This window comes from Dyadobacter sp. CY345 (assembly GCF_021502725.1).
In the GTDB taxonomy this organism is placed as follows: Bacteria; Bacteroidota; Bacteroidia; order Cytophagales; family Spirosomataceae; genus Dyadobacter.
Window position 1 is genome coordinate 299,464 of record NZ_JAKFFS010000004.1, and the last position, 21,833, is coordinate 321,296.

Consider the following 21,833-nt stretch of genomic DNA (forward strand, 5'->3'; position numbering starts at 1 on the left):
TGGTATTTACCCTATGAAAACGAATTTTTTCTTTCTTCTCTAATATCTATCCTACCTTTGTAGTTATAGAATCCAAATTTTACCTATGAATTACCTTTCAGCAGAAAATATTGCGAAGTCTTTTGGAGACCAATGGCTTTTTAAAAATATCAATTTCGGGATCAGTCGTGGTGATAAAGTGGCACTTATCGGCACTAACGGCACCGGGAAAACAACTTTCCTTAATATCCTGACGGGTAAAATTCCCCCACAGGAAGGATCTGTTAGTATTCGTAAAGACATCCGTGTTGGTTACCTGGATCAAAGTCCTTCCTTTGATGTAACGTTGCCGGTTTTAGAAGTAATTTTCTCTTCAAATAATCCCGTTGCCATAGCTGTTAAAAAGTATGAACACGCTATCGAGACGGATAATCATGATGCCCTGGCTACGGCTATGGAGGATATGGATACCTACAAGGCATGGGATTTTGAATATAAAGTGAAGGAAGTTTTGGGGCGTTTAGGGATTCATAATACTGAGAATTTATACGGTAATCTTTCCGGGGGGCAGAAAAAACGCGTCGCTCTGGCAAAGATTCTTTTGGAAGATCCTGAATTGCTGATCCTCGATGAGCCTACCAACCATTTGGATCTCGATACGGTTGAATGGCTTGAAAAATATCTGAATACACAAAATACTACGCTCCTGGTTGTAACCCATGATAGATATTTCCTAGATACGGTGTGTAATCAGGTACTGGAACTTGATCATGGTTCGGCTTATTCTTACAAAGGAAATTATTCCTATTTCCTGGAAAAGAAAGCAGAACGAGAAGAGTCCGAGGCGGCAGGAATTGATAAAGCAAGAAACCTTATGCGTAAGGAACTCGACTGGATCAGAAAGCAGCCGAAAGCGCGTGGTACCAAAGCAAAATACCGTGTAGATGCTTTTGAAGAATTAAAAGAAAGAGCCAGCCAGAAAAAATTCGATACGCAGATGGAGCTTAACGTACGCACGGCGCGTTTGGGAAGCAAGATCATTGAAATGGAAAATGTAAGTAAAGGATTTGGTGAGCGTCAGCTGATCAAAAACTTTGAATATACTTTCCGTAAAGGTGACCGGATCGGAATCGTTGGTCAGAATGGTATGGGAAAATCTACCTTGCTGAACATGATCACCGGAGAACTGGAACCGGATAGCGGTAAAATAGTAAAAGGAGAAACGGTTCAGTTTGGTTATTACAAACAAACAGATCTTGTTTTTGACGAAACGCAACGTGTTATTGATATCGTTAAAGATGTTGCCGAAGTAGTGCAGTTAGGAACTGGCGAAACAGTTACGGTTGGACATTTGTTACAGGCATTTTTGTTTTCCCCTTCCAAACAATATGATTTTATATCAAAACTGAGCGGAGGAGAAAAAAGAAGATTACAGCTTCTTCTGATTCTAATAAAGCAGCCAAACTTCCTGATTCTCGATGAGCCTACGAACGATCTGGATATTGCGAGTTTGAACGTTCTGGAAGATTTTTTAATGAATTTCCCAGGTTGTATCATGATCGTATCCCACGATAGATACTTCCTTGACCGTTTGGTTGAACATATTTTTGTGTTTGAAGGAGAAGGCAAGATCAGCGATTTCCCTGGAAATTATACTGAACTTCGTGATTATCAGGACGAGGTTGAAGCTGAGAAAAAAAATATAGCTTCCGGGAAGAGTCCGCAGATTGCTGCACCAGCGCCTGTTAAGGAAGTTGTAGTTACCCCGGCAGCTCCGAAGAAAAAGTTAAGTTTTAAGGAACAACGAGAGTTTGAAATGCTTGAAGGCGAAATGGCAGCATTGGAAAAGAAAAAAGCGCAGTTGCTCGAAAAACTTGAAAATGGTGGCTCTCATGTCGAGGTAACCTCCTGGGCATTGCAAATCGAGGAAATTACGCAGGCGCAATCGGACAAAGAAATGCGTTGGTTGGAACTGTCGGAAAATGTTTAGTTTTGAAAAAAATAATCAATGATAGACATGAATATCAAAACGGTTTCAAAAGAATTTAAAGACGAAATGGTAAGCTTGTATGGTGACGCACTTTACAAGGTAATTTTATTCGGTTCTTTTGCCCGTAATGATTTTCGTGATGATTCTGACGTTGACTTTTTAGTGGTGTTAAATAAGGATGATATTCGTCCATTTACTGAGATTACAAGAATTTCCCCTGTTTTAGGGGAATTTTTAAGTCACTATCACAAGGTGTTCAGCGTTGTTCCAACTAGTCGTAAGAAATACGAGGTTAGCACAATGCCACTTTATAGAAATATTCGAGAAGAGGGAATTGAGATATGAGTGATATCAACTCAATCATTAGTAAGGCTGAAGATAGTATTGAAAATGCAGCTTACAATTTAGAAGGGGAATCATTTAGCAGCGACATTTAATCAACGACAAATGGGTGATTATGATATTGATTCTGAAATCGTTTTTGAAGAAGCAGTAGAAACTCTGGAAAAAGCCCGCCTATTCGTTAATACAGTCATTCATTATTTAAAGAGTAATGGATATTTATAGTAAATCAATATGAATTCTATTGTCGAGTTTTTTCAGTATTTGCTAAATTCCGAAGAATTAATCCGCACGGGTGGTTTACTGGTTATCACCTTTATCATTTTTGCAGAAAACGGACTTTTCTTTGCGTTTTTCCTCCCGGGAGATTATTTGGTGTTCTTGGCCGGTGTTTTTTGCGGGACAGGAATTTTACAGGTTCCGATAGGTATTTTGTTGTTGTGCATGTTTGCTGCTGCGGTACTGGGTTCGTTAACAGGTTATTTATTTGGGAAATATTTTGGAGACATGTTTGAGAACCGTCCGGACTCTTTCTTTTTCAAGAAAAAACATTTGTCCACAACCCGCAAATATTTTGATAAATATGGCAGCAGAACATTGATTGTCAGCAGGTTTCTTCCTATTGTCCGGACTTTTGCGCCGATACTGGCAGGCGTTGCAAAAATGTCTTTCCCATCCTTTTTATTGAATAATGTGGTGGGAGGAGCTGTATGGATCGGTGCATTGACAGGTGGTGGCTTCCTTTTCGGAGAAAGATTTCCCTGGATTGTAGATTACGTCCATTACATTATTTTATTTTTCCTGGCTATCACAACGTTTACTGTAATCAAAGGATACTTCAACGCAAGAAAAGGAATGGTCGAGGAATAGACTTTGGTTGCAGGAATATAATTTTATTCCTCATCCTTGAACCAACCAGAATATGTTATATAATTATTTGCAGTCCTGTCAATTGCGGCATTGAGATCCGGCGAAACATCTTTCAGATATTTTGCCGGATTTCCTGCATATATGGTTCCTGGCGGTACTTTGGTATTCTGCGTTACGATTGCTCCGGCTGCCACAATCGCACCAGTCCCGATCACGGCCCCATCCATTACGATAGATCCCATACCTATCAAAACATGATCTTCAATGGTACAACCGTGGACGATTGCGTTGTGAGCAATGGAAACATAATCGCCAATGTAAGTGCCATTTTTTTGATAAGTACAGTGTATCACTGCGCCATCCTGGACATTTGAATATTTCCCGATCCTGATACTGTTAACATCTCCACGAACAACAGCGTTAAACCAGACTGTGCAATGCTCTCCCATCACAACGTCTCCGACAACAGTCGCATTTTCCGCTAGCCAGCAATTTTCACCGAATTGAGGGTTTTTTCCCCGAACAGATCTGATAAGTGCCATATAAAATTGAGTAAATCTTGTATTTCTGAAATAAAATTTACTTTTTTCGTTTAGTAACGAAATGTATAAAATTCAGGTAATGTTACTGAAAAATAAATATATTTCGTTTTTTGAATATTAAATCTGCCTCGTTATGCCACTTTCCGGAAATTTGTCAAAGGGAGCTTTATTGATCGCCAAACCGTTTTTGGGCGACCCGAATTTCGAGCGGGGCGTCATTCTGCTTTGTGAGTATACCGATCTTGGAAGTTTCGGTTTTGTACTTAACCAGGTAACTGACTTGTTTTTAGGAGACGTACTGGAAGACACAATTTATCAGGATATTCCTCTTCATCTGGGTGGGCCGGTTGAGAAAAATACGTTGCATTTCATTCACCGTCGCCCCGATATGATTGCCGGCGGAGCAGAAATTATGCCAAATGTTTTTTGGGGTGGAGATTTTGAACAGGTTCGTACGTTACTAAACATCAACAGCCTGACAGCAGATGATGTTCGGTTTTTTATAGGTTATTCAGGCTGGGGTGGGGGACAATTGGAGAACGAAATGAAAGAAGGTTCCTGGATTATTACACAAACAAAATCAAACTTCCTTTTTACTACACCAGCAAAGGACTTTTGGAGAGAAATACTGAAAAATATGGGAGGAGAATATCGCTCAATAGCACATTATCCAACAGATCCAAGTTTAAACTAATGCAGTTGGTTCTTAGTTTGGGTTGTTAAGCCCGCGAATAGAATCGTAATCGGATTTTACTCTGGCTACCTCTTTTACTAAAAATTTTTGGAGCTGAGCATTAAAATCTGCTTTGTCTTCTTCTGGCAAAGCAGCATACATATCTTTTAACTCCTGATTAATTGCTGCCCGTTCCTCATCGGTAGCATTCATCGATCGGATATGGAATCGCTTAAAATCAAATTCTGGCATTTTTCTTTTATTTCGTTGTCGGGCAAAAATAAAGAAATAAACCTTTCATGAGAATAACTTGACCGTTCAGGTTGGAAATTTTTCCATTAAATCGTTTTTATAAGCTTTTTGACCCAAGCTCACGAACGAGAAAAACAATCGCGATGTTAACCCCTGATATAAATACATTTAACTGGAATGAACCGCACTCTTTTTTTTATATTACTTACCGTCGTATTATTTGGTATTGACTGGTACGTCTGGCAGGCGTTACGATTTGTAATCAGAAATTTTTCCCAGCCAACTCAAAAATGGATAACCTGGGTATATTGGGGCTTCACTTCGCTGACATTGTTTGCCTACGTGATGATGCAATTTCTTCCCGCAGACTTTTTTAACCGTATTACAAGAACATTTATTATCGCCGGAATAGCGATTCCTTACCTGTCGAAATTGCTGGTTGTTTTGTTTTTATTGATTGATGATGCACGCCGTCTGCTGCAATGGATAATCAGCTATTTTGTACCGTCTGCAGCGCCTGCTATTGATCCTAATAATCCTTCAGAAACAAAAATTCCAAGATCAGAATTTCTGGAAACGACTGCTCTTATTGCCGGATCGGCTTTGATGGGGACTTTTGCCTTCGGGATATTATCCGGAGCGCATGATTACCGTATCAGAAGAGTAAAGGTTGCGTTGAAAAATCTGCCAAAAGCATTTCATGGAATGAAGATCGCCCAGCTTTCGGATATTCATTCAGGCAGTTTTTTCAATAAAACGGCGGTAAAAGGCGGCGTGGAAATGTTGATGAAAGAAAAACCGGATATCGCATTTTTTACCGGCGATCTGGTAAACGACCGTGCATTGGAAGTAAAGGATTACATCAATATTTTTGATAAGGTTAAGGCGCCGCTAGGTGTACACTCAACTTTGGGAAATCATGATTATGGGGATTATTTCCAATGGGGATCTCAGCAAGAGAAAAACCAGAATCTGGCTGATTTGAAGAAAGCGCATCAGTTGCTTGGCTGGAATCTGATGCTGGACGAAAATCGCGCAATCCGTGTTGACAATGAGGAGATCGGTTTAATTGGTATTCAGAATTGGGGTGCGGGAAATTTTGCAAAATATGGTAATCTGGAAAAGGCATACCAAGGGACGGATCAATTTCCTGTGAAGATATTATTATCCCATGATCCCAGCCATTGGCGTGCTCAGGTGCTTCCAAAATATGATGATATCGATCTGGCTTTTGCCGGACATACACATGGAATGCAGTTCGGTGTTGAACTTGCAGGCATTAAATGGAGTCCGGTTCAGTATCGGTATAAAGAATGGGCCGGATTATATAAGGAAAATGACCAATATCTTTATGTTAACCGTGGTTTTGGCTATTTGGGTTATCCGGGTCGTGTTGGTATTCTTCCGGAAATAACAATCATTGAGCTGGTGAGCGCGTAGCGGATTTATTCATTGTAAATACGAGGTATTAAATTGTTTAAGATATACTTAGAGCCGGAGTCGGGACGTTTGATATTTAGACTTCTGCGGTTTTTAAACACAATAGTTATGAAAAAATTTGTTGCAACAATTCTTTTGTCAGGCATTGTGCTGGGCTTTTCCGGGATTCAGCCCGTGAGTGCTAATTCGAAGGATGTTCAGTCAGAAATGTTATTGAACAAAAGAAAGAAAAATCGCGGATATCAAAAACCGAAATCCAAAAAAATCCTTGGAATATTCAAGCGAAAAACGGATTGTGGTTGTCCGAAACATTAAAACGAAAAAAATATTAAATTTGAACATATTCAAGAGTAAGCATTCCCGATTTTCTCTCAGAGATTTCCTCGGATTTGCTTACTTTTGTATTTTATAACCAACTATATAACGGTCTCGTTAGCCCAAATAATGAAAATCAATCTTCGAAGCCAGGATAAATTCGAAAACCGTCATCACGGTAAGAATGAGCAGGAATTACAGGAAATGTTGCGCACGGTTGGAGCATCTTCTCTGGATGAATTGATAGAACAAACGCTTCCTGCAGCCATTCGCCTGCAAAAGCCTTTGGATTTACCTCGCCCGAAATCGGAGCAGGAGTTTTTGGACGGAATCAAGAAACTGGCTCGTAAGAACGCGATCTTGAAAACGTATATCGGAACAGGATATTACGATACTGTAACGCCTAACGTAATTCTAAGAAATATTCTTGAAAATCCAGCCTGGTATACAGCATACACACCTTATCAGGCAGAGATCGCACAGGGAAGATTGGAAATGCTTTTGAATTTTCAAACCGTGATCACTGATCTTACAGGAATGGAAATTGCCAACGCTTCTCTTTTAGATGAAGCGACAGCAGCGGCAGAAGCGATGACGATGCTTTACAGCCTTCGTCCGGGAGCAAAGAAAAAAGCAGACACATTTTTCGTTTCTGAGCTTTGCCATCCACAAACCATTGATTTGATTTATACAAGAGCTAATCCGATTGGAATTAAGGTAATTGTTGGAAACCACGCGACCGTAGATTTAACAGATGAAAATCTATACGGTATTTTGGTACAATATCCTGCGACAAACGGTGAAGTGATTGACTATACTGATTTTATTGCTGCTGCGCATGATGTGAACATCACAGTGGCAGTTGCAGCTGATTTGTTGGCGCTTACTTTATTGAAGGCTCCGGGTGAAATGGGTGCGGATGTTGTGGTTGGATCATCCCAGCGTTTTGGCGTTCCTATGGGTTATGGTGGGCCTCATGCTGCATTTTTTGCTACGAAGGACTCTTTCAAACGTAACATTCCTGGGCGAATCATCGGAGTTTCGGTTGATGCCGAAGGAAATCGCGCACTGAGAATGGCGTTACAAACGCGTGAGCAGCATATCCGTCGCGAAAAAGCTACTTCAAATATTTGTACAGCACAGGTTTTACTTGCGGTAATTGCAGGCGCATACAGTGTTTACCATGGACCAGAGGGAATCAAGAATATTGCTTCCCGCGTACACGGTTTGACACGTTTGTTTGTTGATACAATCAAGAAATTTAATTATGACGTTGTAACCACAAATTTCTTCGATACAGTTACGATTAAAACTACTCTGGGTAGCAAACTTAGAGAAAATGCACTGAAATGGGGTATTAACCTTCGTTACAATAAAGATGGAAGCGTTGGGGTATCATTTGACGAAGCTAAAACTTTTGATGATGTCATTGCGCTGTTAAATCTTTTTGCAGAGGTTTCTGGTTTTCAGGGCGAAATGGTGATTGACGAGGAAATGGATTTTACGATTGAAGAAAATCTTGCCCGTACATCTTCTTACCTGACACATCCGGTTTTCAGTTCTTACCACACAGAACATGAAATGCTGCGTTACCTGAAAACGCTTGAAAGTAAAGATCTTTCTTTGGTACATTCCATGATTTCTCTTGGGAGCTGTACCATGAAATTGAATGCAACTGCTGAAATGATCCCCTTGACCTGGCCGGAATTTGGAGCAATACATCCTTTTGTTCCAGCGAATCAGGCATTAGGATATGGACAATTGGTGGCAGAGTTGAGTGCGTGGTTATGTGAAATTACAGGTTTTGCTGCAATGTCAATGCAGCCGAATTCGGGAGCGCAGGGTGAGTATGCTGGTCTTATGGCAATTCGCGGTTACCACGAGAGCAGAGGTGATCATCACCGTAATGTGGCACTAATTCCTTCATCGGCGCATGGAACAAACCCGGCTTCCGCAGTTATGGCAGGTATGAAAGTGGTTGTTACGAAATGTGATGACCGTGGAAATATCGATGTTGCTGATTTAAGAGCAAAAGCTGAACAATATAAAGACGAATTATCGTGCCTGTTAGTAACATATCCGTCGACGCACGGTGTGTATGAAGAAAGTATTATTGAGATTTGTTCGATGATCCATTCTTTTGGCGGACAGGTTTATATGGATGGTGCTAATATGAATGCCCAGGTTGGTCTGACTAGTCCAGCTTCGATTGGAGCGGATGTTTGTCACTTGAACTTGCATAAAACATTCTGTATTCCTCACGGCGGAGGCGGTCCCGGTGTTGGACCGATTGGTGTTGCAGAACATTTGATTCCGTTCCTTCCAGGCCATGTTAATTTAGGAAAACAGTCTGAGCACTTGGAAGCCGGACAGGCAGGAGCAGTTTCAGCTGCGCCTTATGGTAGTGCCAGTATTCTTACGATTTCTTACGCGTACATCGCCATGATGGGCGGGGAAGGACTTACAAATGCGACAAAATTTGCAATCCTTAATGCGAATTATATCAAAGAACGCTTGAATGGTCATTATGAAGTTCTTTATACAGGAACAAATGGCCGATGTGCGCACGAAATGATTCTGGATTGCCGTCCGTTTAAGGCAGCTGGCGTTGAAGCAGAGGACTTGGCAAAACGCCTAATGGATTATGGTTTCCATGCGCCAACGTTATCTTTCCCGGTAGCCGGAACGTTGATGATCGAACCCACAGAATCTGAGTCGAAAGCAGAACTTGATCGTTTCTGTGATACCATGATCGCGATCAGAAATGAAGTTCGTGAGGTTGAAGAAGGTATAGCTGATCGGGTGGATAATGTTCTTAAAAACGCTCCACACACTTCGCGTGTTGTTCTTGCAGAAAACTGGACACATGCTTACGGTCGTGAAAAAGCAGCTTTTCCATTACCGCATTTACGTTTCAACAAGTTCTGGCCAAGTGTTAGCCGCGTTGATAGTGCCTATGGAGACAGAAATTTGATTTGTTCTTGTATACCTGTCGAGGCTTATGCTGAGGTGGAGTAGGAGATAGTCAATTAATATTATTTGTTGGAGGGAGTCATTTCGGTAGAAGTGGCTCCTTTTGTTTTGCTCCTTGGGAGCATCCTTTTTATAGCAATCATCAGGGATGGGTTTATCTGGGCTCCATAGGAGCCTCCTTGTTTGAGCTATAAATTAGGAAACTCTTACAGATTTCTACATGAGGCTTGGAGTATTTCTTTCCTATAAACAGGATGCTCTAACGAGCGGTTATCAAATTTTAAACTGATTTTTATGACGAAAACAGGAAGCCCTGAAAACAAAAAAAGCGAATCAATTACGATCCGCTTTCTACAAAAATAATATCTTGAAATTTCCTAAAAGTGTCTTTCTCCAATTTCTCTCTTACCTAACATTACCGCACCTACCATCGCTACCAAAAGCAAAATGGAGGCTAATTCGAAAGGAAGTAAATATTCACGGAAAAGCAGCTTCCCAAGGCTTTCGATCATACCAACCTGAGAGTCGAAGTTGTTCGGATCTGCCGGTGCGATGATCGTTTTGCGATAAGCGCCAAAAAGAATTACAAAAACAGTTCCGCCGACAATCGCTGCCGCAATTTTCGTAAGACTGTTCTTAGCCTCCTCATGAACATCCTTCACGTTAAGGAACATAATCACGAACAAAAATAGCACCATAATTGCACCAGCATAAACGATGATATTCACTGCTGCAAGAAATTGGGCATTCAATAAAATATAATGACCTGAAAGCGTGAAAAACGTCAGGATCAAGTAAAGAACACTGTGGATAGGGTTTTTAGACAGAATAACCATCAGCGCACTAAGCACAGTCAAAAAAGACAAAAAATAAAAGAATGATAGCGTCGGATTCATAATGCTTGCGGATCAAAAATAAAGTTAAAATCAAGGAATAGCTCTTGGTACAACATTGGTTGCTTCGCCATTCGCCCTTTTCATGTCCAATAAGCGAGCTTCTTCCTTAGTCCATGCTTCACGTGTGTAACGATTGTTCATGTCTTCAACCAATAAATCTTTCCCCCAGATCACCTGGTTGCGATCATTGAAAACCGGAATAAATTCATCATGGCGCAAATATACTGCCTGTTTTGGACAAGCTTCTTCACACAATCCACAAAAGATGCAACGCAGCATATTTACCTCATAAACAGCAGCGTATTTTTCTTCTCTGTAAAGTGTTTCCTCGCCTTTTTCACGTTCTGCTGCAATCATGGATATCGCCTCCGCCGGGCAGGCCACAGCACAAAGGCCGCAAGCTGTACAACGTTCACGCCCTTCTGCATCACGTTTTAGTATATGTCGTCCACGAAATACCGGGCCGAGATATCTCTTTACCTCAGGATATTCAATGGTTACTTTCTTCTTGAAAAAGTGCTTTAGAGTAATTGCCATACCGGTCGCGATAGCGGGTAGGTAGGCGCGCTCCATCAGCGTCATTTCTTTATTGCTTACTTGCTTCGAGCGATTGGTCAATTGCATGGCAATACTAGTTTTTTGTTACTTAGTTCAACAGAGAAGTAATAAATGGCTTTAAGAAAAGCACACTTGCTCCGGTGATGATAATATTAATAATAGCCAAAGGAATAAGTTTCTTCCAGCCCAGATTCATCAACTGGTCATAGCGGAAACGTGGAAGCGTCCACCTTACCCACATGTAAAAGAAGATAAAGAACAAAGCTTTTCCAAAGAATACACCGGTACCAATTAAGGTCGCAATATTATGGCCTGTTGTCGATCCCAGGGAAGCCGTCAGCTGATTGTAAACCCAATCCATTCCAGGGTAATTATAACCTCCAAAATAAAGTGTTGAAATAATCGCGGAGGAAACGAACATGTTGATGTATTCCGCGAACAGATAAAATCCAAGTTTCATACTTCCGTACTCGGTGTGGTATCCGCCTACCAATTCCGTTTCGCATTCCGGAAGGTCGAAAGGAACACGGTTACATTCTGCAAAAGAGCAGGTAAGGAAAATAATGAAACCAAGCGGCTGATAAAAAATGTTCCAGTTTCCACCATGCTGCTGCGACACGATTTCGCCAAGCGATAGAGAACTGCTCATCATTAAAATTGCTATCAGGGAAAGCCCCATAGCTACCTCATAGCTAATATTCTGAGATGCTGCACGGATTGCACCAAGCAAAGAGAATTTATTATTAGAAGCCCAGCCACCAATCATAATACCGTAAACACCAAGGGCAACTACGCCAAAAACGTATAGAATACCAATATTTGACTCGACGCCCTGAAGTACGACTTCAACGCCATCATACCGAATTGTGCTGCCAAATGGAATAACCGCACTGGCCAGTAGCGCTGTAAGCATAGCCAAACTTGGCCCTGCTATAAAAAGCCATTTGCTGGCAAGAGCCGGAATAAAATCTTCTTTAAAAAACATTTTACCCGCATCTGCAAGAGGCTGCAATAATCCGCCCGGTCCCGCTCTGTTAGGCCCCATCCGGTCCTGGATAAAACCGGCAACTTTGCGCTCGCCCCAGGTAGAGTACATCGCAATCACCAGCGTTAATACAAAAACAACCAGAATTGTTATTGTCTTGATAATAAACTCCGTTAATTCCATTTTTTACTTCACAGTTAAATATTGATGGCAGAAATTACTTTCTGTTATCTGTTAATAGCGAACGATGATTTGCTTTATCGTTATTTTCTATGCTCTGATGACGGACCGTTTCAGCATCTGTTGTGTAATCGCGGTCGTCGTCAATTGGTTTAAACTGGGTTGCAGCAAGTTTAAGTGCAAAGTCCGGTTTCGCAATAAGATCCTTCGGATATTTATTGGCAGAAATTACTGAACTGCGTTTCACTTTTGTTGGCCCTTCAATTGTCCAGTCGCTTGTTTTCTTCCTTTCAAAACGACATGTGTTGCAAATAAACTCGTTCACTTCTCCCCACATATTCTTGCGGGCAGTGACACGGATCACTTCATCACCGCGATACCAAAGCGTAACTTTTCCACTGCATTTATCACAGTCGCAATGCGCGTCTACCGGTTTTGAGAACCATACGCGGCTCTTGAAACGATATGTTTTGTCTGTCAAAGCACCTACCGGGCAAACGTCAATTACATTTCCTGAAAAGTCATTATCGATTGCTTTTTCGATATAGGTACTGATCTCAGAAGCATCGCCGCGGTTCATCACGCCATGCACACGTTTGTTGGTGATTTGATCAGCAGTATAAACACACCGGTAGCAAAGTATGCAACGCGTCATGTGAAGCTGAACAAAAGGACCAATATCTATTTTGTCGAAAGTTCTGCGATCCTCTTCGTAACGTGTTTTTGCAGAACCATGCTCAAAAGAAAAATCCTGTAAATGACATTCTCCTGCCTGGTCACAAACGGGGCAATCAAGAGGATGGTTGATCAGCAAAAACTCAACGATACTTTTACGTGTATCCAGAACAGCCGGATTCGTCGTATTTTCAACAATCATACCTTCCTGCACCTGTGTGATACAGGATGGAACAAGCTTCGGCATAGGACGCGGATCTTTTGCAGAACCAGCGGCTACGCGTACCAGACATGCACGACACTTACCGCCCGAAGTCGGAAGTGGTTTGTAATAACACATGGCAGGCGGTACCAAATGCCCCTGGCTTTCGTCAGCTTCCGCGATTTTACGAGCAGCCTGCATGATGGTCGTTCCAGGTTCAACTTCAACTTCTATACCGTCGAAGGTTATTTTAATTAACTGTGGTTTTACTTCTTCCATATCAAGACTTCTCTAAATCGTCTTCGTTATTTTAATCTATAAACCTTATATCCGTGAATGTCTTTTTCCAACATGTAATCGTTCAGATTAAATGTGTAGTCAAAGGCGTACAGATATGGGGGACTATTTTTATCGAGTACCAAATACCGTATTTTTTTCTCTTTCACTAAATCATAAAAGCCGCTGAAATCAAATCTTTTGGCCTCATGCAAAAAGCGTACTTCCGTATCCTGATAAGCCAGTAAATGCTTAAAAAGCATGTGTTGTAAAAGCCATCCGCGGAAATCTTCACCGCCCGAAATCACAACTTTTTCATCTTTTCCAATATGAGCAAGGACGTATTTTTTTACATCGTTCTGCTGCATATAATCTGATTTATATTTTTCCAGATTAGTATTATAATACTTCTCCATTTGCTGGCCGGTGAAATATAACATTGTCATACCGACCATGGCAGGGAATAAATAATTTGCTAACGACGACTTTGTTACAGCCAGGTTTTCATTATAAAAGTAATAAAATATCCCTAGTAACCCTACGTATGCATACTCATGATAATATCCGACTGCGGCCCCGTGTTTAAATGCTGTTGCTGTTGCAAAGCCGAAGAACAGAAATGTCGAAAGTGACAGAAATATTCTTTTAGGGTCTGCGGCGTATACCAGCCATTTTAAGTTAATTACAAAACTAACTGTAATAAACAGGCTCATCGCCGGAACTACATAGCGGTAGGTATAGGCGTAAAACCATCCAGGAACGATTGGAAGCTGCAAACTTCCAAACAAATTGTCGTAAAATACTTTAAACTCTAACTGGCTGAAAATTAATGTAAATACAGTGAACAATAATGCTAATGTTCCTGCAATTTTAACCAATGACGCCCACTGGAATCTATAAAAGAAATATCCCAGCAATACGATGCTATGGATCAGTGCGCTTTGTTTTGTAAAAAATGCAACAACAGCCAAAAAGGCGGCCAGCACAAAATATTTATTCCATTCCTCTTTCTGTTCAAGTGCTTTAAATATTACATGAATATATAAAACGGTAAACAGGAACAGCAGACTATCTATTCTGGAATTGGTGAGATGCCACTCCTGAAGCTGGCCAAAGAGCAGACAACAAAAAATGACACTCAGTAACTTCGAAACTTTTATAAATCTCCTGACCGTGAAATAGGCAACGATCATGGAAATAGAAACAAGAACAAAAGATATAAACCGGCTTAAAAATTGTATCCTGTAAATATCCGTAGGATCCCAATTTAGCAACTGATATGTCTTGCCAACAAGGTAATAATATAAAGGCGCGTACTGTACAATCCAAAAAGGCGGAACCTCAGGATTTCTGTAAAGTGGCTGATTATCCGCTACAATTTGAATTCCAAAAGTTGTACCCCGTTCACTACCTGATATGTCCGGGTGATAACTTAATATAAATACTCCTTTGATATAGAGCATTATAACAGTACAGACAATACAAAATGCAAAAGTTAAAGGGTACGCGTTATTCCTTATAAAATTGTAAACCGGCCTTATAAATAATTGCATATTGGAAATTTTCACATCATCCGGAACATTCCGGCCCGACTCACCAAGGTATCAGAGAATCAGTTTATGGTGTATAATAATTCTTTCTAGGTTAACTAAAATACCTGTCAGGCTAAAACTGCACCCATAAATACAGCTCCTGGTTGGGAAGCTTCATGCGGGTTGGTGATATGCCATTCAAATTCATCACGGAAATGACGGATTGCGCTGGCAACTGGCCAGGCAGCTGCATCGCCCAACGGACAAATTGTATTTCCTTCTATTTTTTTGGCAACATCAACAAGCAGATCGATGTCATGCATACTTCCGTGGCCATGTTCGATGCGGTGAAGCACTTTTTCCATCCATCCCGTTCCTTCACGGCAAGGACTGCACTGTCCGCATGATTCATGATGATAAAAACGAGAAAAATTCCATGTGTTACGGACGATACAGGCAGTTTCATCAAAAACGATAAAACCTCCTGAACCCAGCATAGTACCCGTTGCAAAACCTCCGTCTGACAAGGATTCATAACTCATCAGACGATCCTCGCCGGCAGCAGTCTTGGTAATTAAATGCGCTGGAAGAATAGGAACAGACGAACCACCTGCAACCAGTGCTTTTAAATAATGTCCTTTCCGTACCCCGCCACAGTATTCATCGGAATTAAGAAATTCATCAACACTTACGCCCAGTTCAATTTCATAAACACCAGGTTTCTGAATATGGCCTGAGGCAGAAATAAGTTTTGTTCCCGTGCTACGCCCGATTCCTATCGCTGCATAGGCATCACCTCCATTGTTGATTACCCATGGCATATTGGAAATTGACTCTACATTATTTACCACAGTAGGACTTTGATAAAGTCCTTTTACAGCTGGGAATGGTGGTTTATTACGAGGATTTCCTCTTTTTCCTTCCAAAGATTCCAACAAAGCAGTTTCTTCTCCGCAGATGTAGGCACCGCCACCTGGCTGTACCACAAGTTCAAGATCGTAACCGCTTCCTAATATATTTTTACCAAGAAAACCATTTGCTTTCGCTTCCTCAATGGCTTTTTCGAGGATACGGATCACATACATAAGCTCACCGCGCACATATATGAACGACTTGTTAGCGCCCAAAGCAAAGCTGGAAACGATCATTCCTTCAATAAGCAGGTGAGGAATGCATTTCATCAAATGGTGGTCTTTGAAAGTACCAGGCTCAGACTCATCTGCGTTGCAAACCAAGTAACGCGGAACGCCCTCTGGTTTTGCCAAAAAGCCCCATTTCATTCCCATTGGAAATCCAGCACCTCCACGTCCGCGGATTCCGGATTTTTTTGCTTCTTCCACAACTTCCTCAGGAGTCATGGTTTTTATTACTTTTTCAACAGCTGAATAACCTCCCTGTTTGCGGTAAACCTCAAAGGTTTCAATACCTGGGACGTTAATGTGCTCCGTTAATATTTTTATAGCCATTTCGGGATACGATTTTTAAAAGGCTTATTTGCTTAATTCTTCGATGATCTCATCAACGCGCTCGCGTGTCAGATTCATGTAAAACTTCTCACGAATCTGGAAAACCGGGCCCCAGCCGCAAGCAGCAAGGCATTCAACTTCTTTCAAGGTAAACAAACCGTCAGGCGTCGTTTGCCCGGCCTGAATACCAAGTTTTTGTTTCAGATAATCATATATTTCTTCACCGCCCATAAGACAGCAAGGACCTGTACGACAATATTCGATCACGTGTTTTCCAACCGCGTCAAGGTGATACATGGTGTAAAATGTAGCTACCTCATATACTTCAACCGGTTCAATACTTAGTAATTCTGCAACATGATCCATCACTTCACTGCTAACCCATCCCCATTGTTCCTGGGCAACGTGTAGAACAGGCAGAAGAGCCGACTTTTGACGGCCCTCAGGATAACGTGCAATGATTTCTTTTACTTTCGCCAGTCGTTCCGGAGTAAACGCAACGGGATTCGGTGTTTCAGTCATTTCTTTAATACGATCTTTTGAAAAATCAAACAATCAATCTGATTTTATGCGTCCAATTCTCCTGCAATAACGTTCAGGCTACTCATGGTAAGAATAGCATCTGAAAGCGTGCTTCCTTTGCACATTTCAGGAAAGGCCTGATAATATATAAAACTTGGGCGACGGAAATGCAGACGATACGGTGCTCGTCCGCCATCGCTGATCAGGTAAAAACCCAGCTCTCCGTTACCGCCTTCAACAGCATGATAAACTTCACCGATCGGCGCATCTATTTCTCCCATCACAATTTTGAAATGGTAGATAAGTGCCTCCATGTTATTATAAACCTCTTTTTTGGGAGGAAGATAATATTCTGGGGTATCGGCATAATATGGTCCTTCGGGAAGATTTTCCAAAGCCTGCTCAACAATTTTCAGACTCTGCCACATTTCTTCCATACGAACATTGTAACGGTCAAATGTATCACCGCTTTGTCCCACTGGAATGCTGAAATCAAAATCTTCATACGAAGAATATGGCTCCATTACACGCACATCATAATCCAGACCAGCTGCACGCAAGTTAGGACCAGTAAAACCATAGGAAAGTGCACGTTCTAGTGAAATTGGTCCCACGTTAATAACCCTATCCATAAAAATACGGTTACGGCTCATCAGTTTTTCAAACTCACGAAGAACTGGCGGGAACGTTTTTATGAATTCACGGATTTTGCGAAGTGCTGTCGACGACAAATCACGCTCCATACCACCGATACGGCCCATGTTTGTAGTTAATCGCGCTCCACAGACTTCTTCGTAGATTTCATATATATCCTCACGTTTTTGCATTACGTAAAGGAAACCTGAAAACGCGCCTGAATCCACACCCAAAATACTGTTGCAGATCAAGTGGTCAGAAATTCTTGCAAGTTCCATCATAATGACGCGGATATATTGCGCACGTTTTGGAACCTGGATCTGCAGAAACTTCTCCATCGTCATATGCCAGCCGAAATTATTGATCGGTGAGGAGCAATAATTCATACGATCTGTAAGCGTCGTAATCTGGTAAAATGGACGCCTTTCAGCAATTTTTTCGAAAGCTCTGTGTATGTAACCTATGGTTTGCTCACCGGAAACGATTTTTTCACCATCCATCTGAAGGATGTTCTGAAAAATACCGTGGGTCGCCGGGTGGGTAGGGCCAAGGTTTAGGGTAGTAAGTTCCTCGATCAGTTCAGGTAATTCTGATTGGGAAGGAACATTATGAGGTAATAATTCGATATCTGCCATAACTTACTCTTTTCCTTATAGGATCAACGACCAAAAAGCGCATCAATTTTATCTTCGCGCGTAGCATCTTCCAAAGCATATTCCTTACGCATTGGAAAATAATCCATTTCCTCAATATTCAGAATACGGACAAGGTTCGGATGTCCGTCAAAAAGAATGCCGTAAAAGTCGTAAGTCTCACGCTCCATCCAGTTTGCACTAGCATATAGCCCAGTCGCAGTAGGAATATGGATATCTGCTTCGGAAATAAATACTTTTATACGGATCCTGAAATTGTGAATGAAGCTATGCAGGTGATAAACCACAGCAAATTCTTTTCCCTCATTATCAGGGTAGTGAACTCCTGTAATGTCTGTAAGGAAATTAATCTGATATGTTTTGTGCTGATTTAAAAATTCCAGCATTGAAATAATCTCTTCACGTGTTGTGGAGAGTGTTAAAAAACCGTAAGGTTCTTCAAAATCAAATACCTGATCACCAAATTTCCCAAGTAGCTCTTCGGCTACCTCCTGATTGCTTAGCATAGGGTACTTATTGAATATTATAGGATGCTAGAAGTTCCTGATATTCGTCGGTATTTCTGCGACGAAGTTTTTCGTTTTGCGCCAGTTTCTGTATTCCCATCAACCCATCGATAATTTGTTCCGGGCGGGGAGGACATCCTGGTACGTAGATATCAACCGGAATAATGCGGTCGATACCCTGCAAAACGCTGTATGTATCGAAAATTCCGCCGCTTGATGCGCAAGCTCCAACCGCCAAAACCCAGCGTGGTTCTGCCATCTGAAGATAAACCTGTTTTACAACAGGTGCCATTTTCTTTGCAATTGTTCCCATCACCATCAGCAAATCAGCCTGGCGTGGTGAGAAACTTGGACGTTCCGATCCGAAACGTGATATATCATAATGAGCACCCATGGTTGCCATGAATTCAATACCACAGCAAGATGTTGCAAATGGTAAAGGCCAAAGTGAATAACTTCTTGCAAGACCAATTGCTTCATCGAATGAAGTTGCAAAAAATCCTGAACCGCTATGTCCTTCTGGTGCTTCCGCTATCGTTACTGCTTTCATAATCTATCGGATTATAATGTTTTATAATCTAGTCTTCCCAATTCAAAACGCCTTTGCGGATGATATAGTAAAATCCGGAAAGAAGTAGTGCCATAAACAATAACATTTCTACAAACCCAAACATTCCCAATTCTTTAAAATTGACAGCCCAGGGATACATAAATATTACTTCGACATCGAAAAGAACAAAGAGAATAGCTACTAAGAAATATTTAACTGAAATCGGTGTCCTGGCGTCACCAACAGACTCAATTCCGCATTCAAAAGGATCATCCTTTAATTTGCTTTTACGGCTTGGTCCTATCATGTGCGTTACAATCATCGTGCCTCCGATAAAACCGGCAGCCAGAAGAAACTGAACGATAATTGGCAAATAGTCAGAAGGAAGATAGTTATTATTCATTGATTTTTAATTTCAATATATGTTCTGCTATTAGAATCCAAAGGGTTTTACGCCAAGGAAAACTTTATTACTGTCAAAATTAGCCTTTGCAAATTTATCAATCAAATTCTTTAAGTCTTCTTTTACCTAATTAGTATCATACTAAATAAGCCACGATTGCTCGCGGCTTATTTAGTGATTTTTTAAGAAAAAATAGTTATCTAACTATAACTTGTTTCGTTAGATCAACATCTGCAGACTTGATTCTGATGACATATTTACCTGACGGAAGATTTTTTGTAAGTATTTTTACACGGCTCGTAAGATCCTGAGTTTGCGTAATTACAACACGCCCAAACATATCGTAAACCGTGATTTCTGCATTCCTCATGTTGTCGCGCGACTCTATGTATAAGTCATCAGCGGCACCTGGATTTGGAAAAATTACGACATCATTTTGCGTATCGGTAATTACTTCCTGTGTTCCTGAGAACGAAGAATAACAGGTCAGCAGATTGTTGCCAAGTGTATAGTTGACTTTCGTGCGCGCAGAATATTGTCCTGATGTATCTGTCTTTATAATATTTGAGTGTAGTGCGAGTATTCGCTCATCTCTTTTCCAGTCATACTGCTCATTCATAGTACCTTCCGGAATGCTCGCCATAATGGTAAACGGTCCTGATTTTGCAACCGTTGGCTCCGGTACTTCTGGTCGGATAAGCAGCGAAGCAGCAGCAGATACGTCAGAGGTGCAACCAAAAACATTCTGACTTCTGACCTGATAAGTACCAGCTTCCTCGACAGCAAATGTCGGCGTTGTTGCCAAAACGTTTGTTGTTCCTTGTTTGAACCAACTGTAAGCGTCATTACTCGAAGTCAATGAAAAGACAAAAGCCGAATCAGCGCATGCCTGCTGAGACCCTGACTGAACGATGGTTGGTGTTTCAGGTTTGATCGAAGATGTAACAATAAGTTTTTGGCTGTGAACAGTGTTGCCGGATGCATCTTTAACCCGCGCACTATATTCTCCCGGAGATGTAACCGTGATGGTCCTACTAGTGGCACCGCTCGGCAACCAGGTATACGATGCATAACCCTCAGGAAGTGTAAGGGTCAACGAAGTATTATTTGGCGCACAAATGCTGGTAATTTTAGGTACTGCTGCTGGCAGAAGCGGACTGACATTTGAGAAAAATGCTGTGTTCAACGTATTGTTCCAGGCATTTGCGAGAATGGTAAGCCCTGTAGTGCCGGAAAAGTGGGTGCCGTCAAATCTTTGCGGATACAGTGGATCAGTTTCGGGTCCAGGATAAGCAGAGCTGAAAAGCCCATCAATTACAGCGTTTTGAGCGCCAATAACTGCCGGGCTTGTTACTGACTGAAGATTTGCATTCTGAATTCTTGAAGTACGGGAAATCACCCAGGTAACCCGGCCATTAATATCCGAGCCAAGTTTGTCGAGTACGAATTGAAGTCTGCTTCTGTATGTTTCGTAATCAGTTGCCAGCGGATAGGTATCCGTTTCACCCTGCATCCAAAGAATCGATCTTACGCCAAACTCTTTTGCATAATGCTGCATCGACAACCGAAGATTGGCATAAGGCATTTGATCCGGGTAAAAGAAACCAAAAGAATTTTGTGTCCTTCTCCCCTGCGCGCTTTCACTCCAGTTACCAATCGACGTGCCTTCCCACGCGGCGTTTATAAAAAGAACGGGAACGTTTAGTTTCTGCGTGAGTAAATCTCCTAAAATTCCCCAGCACCATGGTGTTTTCCCCCTTGGTCCCACAGTGATATTTACTGCATTCATACGCTCAAAAATGGGGTATGGAGGATCGTTAAGGGAATTTACAGAATTGTTGTAATTGATATAATTAACACGGTCGTCAGTAGCAACAGGTTTGTTAGGAAATTCATAATCAACACCTTGCGCATTGGACTGGCCAGCTATCACGAAAACTTCTCCCACTCCCATACGCGAAACCACTGACGTTTGTCCAACAATCGCTCCATTCAGCGATCCTCTTACTTCGAGCGTATACCAGCCCTGAAAAAGCGTGATGGTCCCACTGAACAATCCGCCTGTCGGATTTGTCTGAAGCGGAGCCCATGCGGTTGGAAGTCCCTGGCCGTCAATTGCCGGCAGAGCCCGGATTTCAATTTTATCAACGGGTACTGTATAATTTCCAGTCACAGAAACAGTTGCCTGTCCCGTGTTATTTCGTTGATAAATGGCCCGCTCAACGGGTGTCGTAATCCTAATTTGGGCACTTAATCCTAATGGAAGCAAAAAAAGAAGTAGCCAGATTCTCAGAAAACAAAAGGTAAAAATTTTATCAAGCATTAGAATGTGATTAAAAGAATATTTCTTGTGTAACAATCTTGCAATTAAAACAACTAAGAAGCTGTCAGGAAATTCTTGCAAATTTAAAGATTAG

At 41.4% G+C, this 21,833-nt stretch carries 21 protein-coding genes; 7 read left to right on the forward strand and 14 right to left on the reverse strand.

What is annotated here, in order from left to right; all coding sequences use genetic code 11:
• Positions 1-85 precede the first annotated feature (85 nt).
• The 3 genes from L0657_RS18585 (at position 86) to L0657_RS18595 (ending at position 3,181) form a co-directional block, all read left to right on the forward strand.
• Positions 86-1,969, forward strand: coding sequence for an ABC-F family ATP-binding cassette domain-containing protein (locus L0657_RS18585; protein ID WP_235152256.1), 1,884 nt, complete (start codon positions 86-88; stop codon positions 1,967-1,969).
• 27 nt (positions 1,970-1,996) lie between these two features.
• Positions 1,997-2,314 carry a nucleotidyltransferase domain-containing protein gene (locus L0657_RS18590; protein WP_235152257.1) on the forward strand — a complete coding sequence of 106 codons (318 nt, stop codon included), beginning with the start codon at positions 1,997-1,999 and terminating at the stop codon, positions 2,312-2,314.
• Positions 2,315-2,545: 231 nt separating this feature from the next.
• Entirely contained in the window at positions 2,546-3,181 is a 636-nt protein-coding gene (locus tag L0657_RS18595; protein WP_235152258.1) for a DedA family protein, read from the forward strand.
• Positions 3,182-3,204: 23 nt separating this feature from the next.
• Here L0657_RS18595 and L0657_RS18600 read toward each other — a convergent pair whose 3' ends face one another.
• Complete coding sequence (locus tag L0657_RS18600) at positions 3,205-3,723, reverse strand: gamma carbonic anhydrase family protein (RefSeq protein WP_235152259.1); 519 nt, start codon at positions 3,721-3,723, stop codon at positions 3,205-3,207.
• Positions 3,724-3,856: 133 nt separating this feature from the next.
• Between L0657_RS18600 and L0657_RS18605 the strand changes: the two genes are divergently transcribed.
• Positions 3,857-4,417 carry a YqgE/AlgH family protein gene (locus tag L0657_RS18605; RefSeq protein WP_235152260.1) on the forward strand — a complete coding sequence of 187 codons (561 nt, stop codon included), beginning with the start codon at positions 3,857-3,859 and terminating at the stop codon, positions 4,415-4,417.
• Positions 4,418-4,429: 12 nt separating this feature from the next.
• Here the strand turns inward: L0657_RS18605 and L0657_RS18610 are convergent, their stop codons facing one another.
• Positions 4,430-4,648: a hypothetical protein gene (locus tag L0657_RS18610; protein ID WP_235152261.1), complete on the reverse strand. Its 219-nt coding sequence runs from the start codon at positions 4,646-4,648 to the stop codon at positions 4,430-4,432.
• A 177-nt stretch (positions 4,649-4,825) separates the two neighbouring features.
• Here L0657_RS18610 and L0657_RS18615 point away from each other — a divergent pair, with 177 nt between their 5' ends.
• From L0657_RS18615 to gcvP, 3 genes are all read left to right on the forward strand, one after another.
• Complete coding sequence (locus L0657_RS18615; protein WP_235152262.1) at positions 4,826-6,088, forward strand: metallophosphoesterase; 1,263 nt, start codon at positions 4,826-4,828, stop codon at positions 6,086-6,088.
• Between the two features lie 108 nt (positions 6,089-6,196).
• Positions 6,197-6,403 carry a hypothetical protein gene (locus L0657_RS18620; RefSeq protein WP_235152263.1) on the forward strand — a complete coding sequence of 69 codons (207 nt, stop codon included), beginning with the start codon at positions 6,197-6,199 and terminating at the stop codon, positions 6,401-6,403.
• A gap of 129 nt (positions 6,404-6,532) precedes the next feature.
• The gene (gcvP, locus tag L0657_RS18625) at positions 6,533-9,421 is read left to right on the forward strand and encodes an aminomethyl-transferring glycine dehydrogenase (RefSeq protein ID WP_235152264.1); all 2,889 of its coding nucleotides are present in this window, start codon (positions 6,533-6,535) and stop codon (positions 9,419-9,421) included.
• A 332-nt stretch (positions 9,422-9,753) separates the two neighbouring features.
• Here gcvP and L0657_RS18630 read toward each other — a convergent pair whose 3' ends face one another.
• The 12 genes from L0657_RS18630 to L0657_RS18685 form a co-directional block, all read right to left on the reverse strand.
• The gene (locus L0657_RS18630) at positions 9,754-10,272 is read right to left on the reverse strand and encodes an NADH-quinone oxidoreductase subunit J (RefSeq protein ID WP_235152265.1); all 519 of its coding nucleotides are present in this window, start codon (positions 10,270-10,272) and stop codon (positions 9,754-9,756) included.
• A gap of 30 nt (positions 10,273-10,302) precedes the next feature.
• The gene (locus tag L0657_RS18635) at positions 10,303-10,896 is read right to left on the reverse strand and encodes an NADH-quinone oxidoreductase subunit I (protein WP_235152266.1); all 594 of its coding nucleotides are present in this window, start codon (positions 10,894-10,896) and stop codon (positions 10,303-10,305) included.
• 22 nt (positions 10,897-10,918) lie between these two features.
• Positions 10,919-11,998, reverse strand: a complete 1,080-nt coding sequence (gene nuoH / locus L0657_RS18640; RefSeq protein ID WP_235152267.1) for an NADH-quinone oxidoreductase subunit NuoH — start codon at positions 11,996-11,998, stop codon at positions 10,919-10,921.
• 34 nt (positions 11,999-12,032) lie between these two features.
• Positions 12,033-13,151, reverse strand: a complete 1,119-nt coding sequence (locus L0657_RS18645) for a 2Fe-2S iron-sulfur cluster-binding protein (protein WP_235152268.1) — start codon at positions 13,149-13,151, stop codon at positions 12,033-12,035.
• Between the two features lie 26 nt (positions 13,152-13,177).
• On the reverse strand, positions 13,178-14,611 hold the full coding sequence (locus L0657_RS18650; protein WP_235152269.1) for a glycosyltransferase family 39 protein: 1,434 nt from the start codon (positions 14,609-14,611) through the stop codon (positions 13,178-13,180).
• Positions 14,612-14,808: 197 nt separating this feature from the next.
• Entirely contained in the window at positions 14,809-16,146 is a 1,338-nt protein-coding gene (nuoF, locus tag L0657_RS18655) for an NADH-quinone oxidoreductase subunit NuoF (RefSeq protein WP_235152270.1), read from the reverse strand.
• A gap of 24 nt (positions 16,147-16,170) precedes the next feature.
• On the reverse strand, positions 16,171-16,668 hold the full coding sequence (nuoE, locus tag L0657_RS18660; RefSeq protein ID WP_090337181.1) for an NAD(P)H-dependent oxidoreductase subunit E: 498 nt from the start codon (positions 16,666-16,668) through the stop codon (positions 16,171-16,173).
• Positions 16,669-16,712: 44 nt separating this feature from the next.
• A complete protein-coding gene (nuoD, locus tag L0657_RS18665) occupies positions 16,713-17,939 on the reverse strand; it encodes an NADH dehydrogenase (quinone) subunit D (protein WP_235152271.1) in 1,227 nt (408 codons plus the stop codon).
• Between the two features lie 23 nt (positions 17,940-17,962).
• Positions 17,963-18,463 carry an NADH-quinone oxidoreductase subunit C gene (locus L0657_RS18670; RefSeq protein ID WP_235152272.1) on the reverse strand — a complete coding sequence of 167 codons (501 nt, stop codon included), beginning with the start codon at positions 18,461-18,463 and terminating at the stop codon, positions 17,963-17,965.
• Positions 18,464-18,470: 7 nt separating this feature from the next.
• Positions 18,471-19,013, reverse strand: coding sequence for an NADH-quinone oxidoreductase subunit B (locus L0657_RS18675; RefSeq protein ID WP_235152273.1), 543 nt, complete (start codon positions 19,011-19,013; stop codon positions 18,471-18,473).
• 28 nt (positions 19,014-19,041) lie between these two features.
• Positions 19,042-19,416 carry an NADH-quinone oxidoreductase subunit A gene (locus L0657_RS18680; protein ID WP_235152274.1) on the reverse strand — a complete coding sequence of 125 codons (375 nt, stop codon included), beginning with the start codon at positions 19,414-19,416 and terminating at the stop codon, positions 19,042-19,044.
• 196 nt (positions 19,417-19,612) lie between these two features.
• On the reverse strand, positions 19,613-21,739 hold the full coding sequence (locus L0657_RS18685) for a T9SS type A sorting domain-containing protein (RefSeq protein WP_235152275.1): 2,127 nt from the start codon (positions 21,737-21,739) through the stop codon (positions 19,613-19,615).
• Positions 21,740-21,833 lie beyond the last annotated feature (94 nt).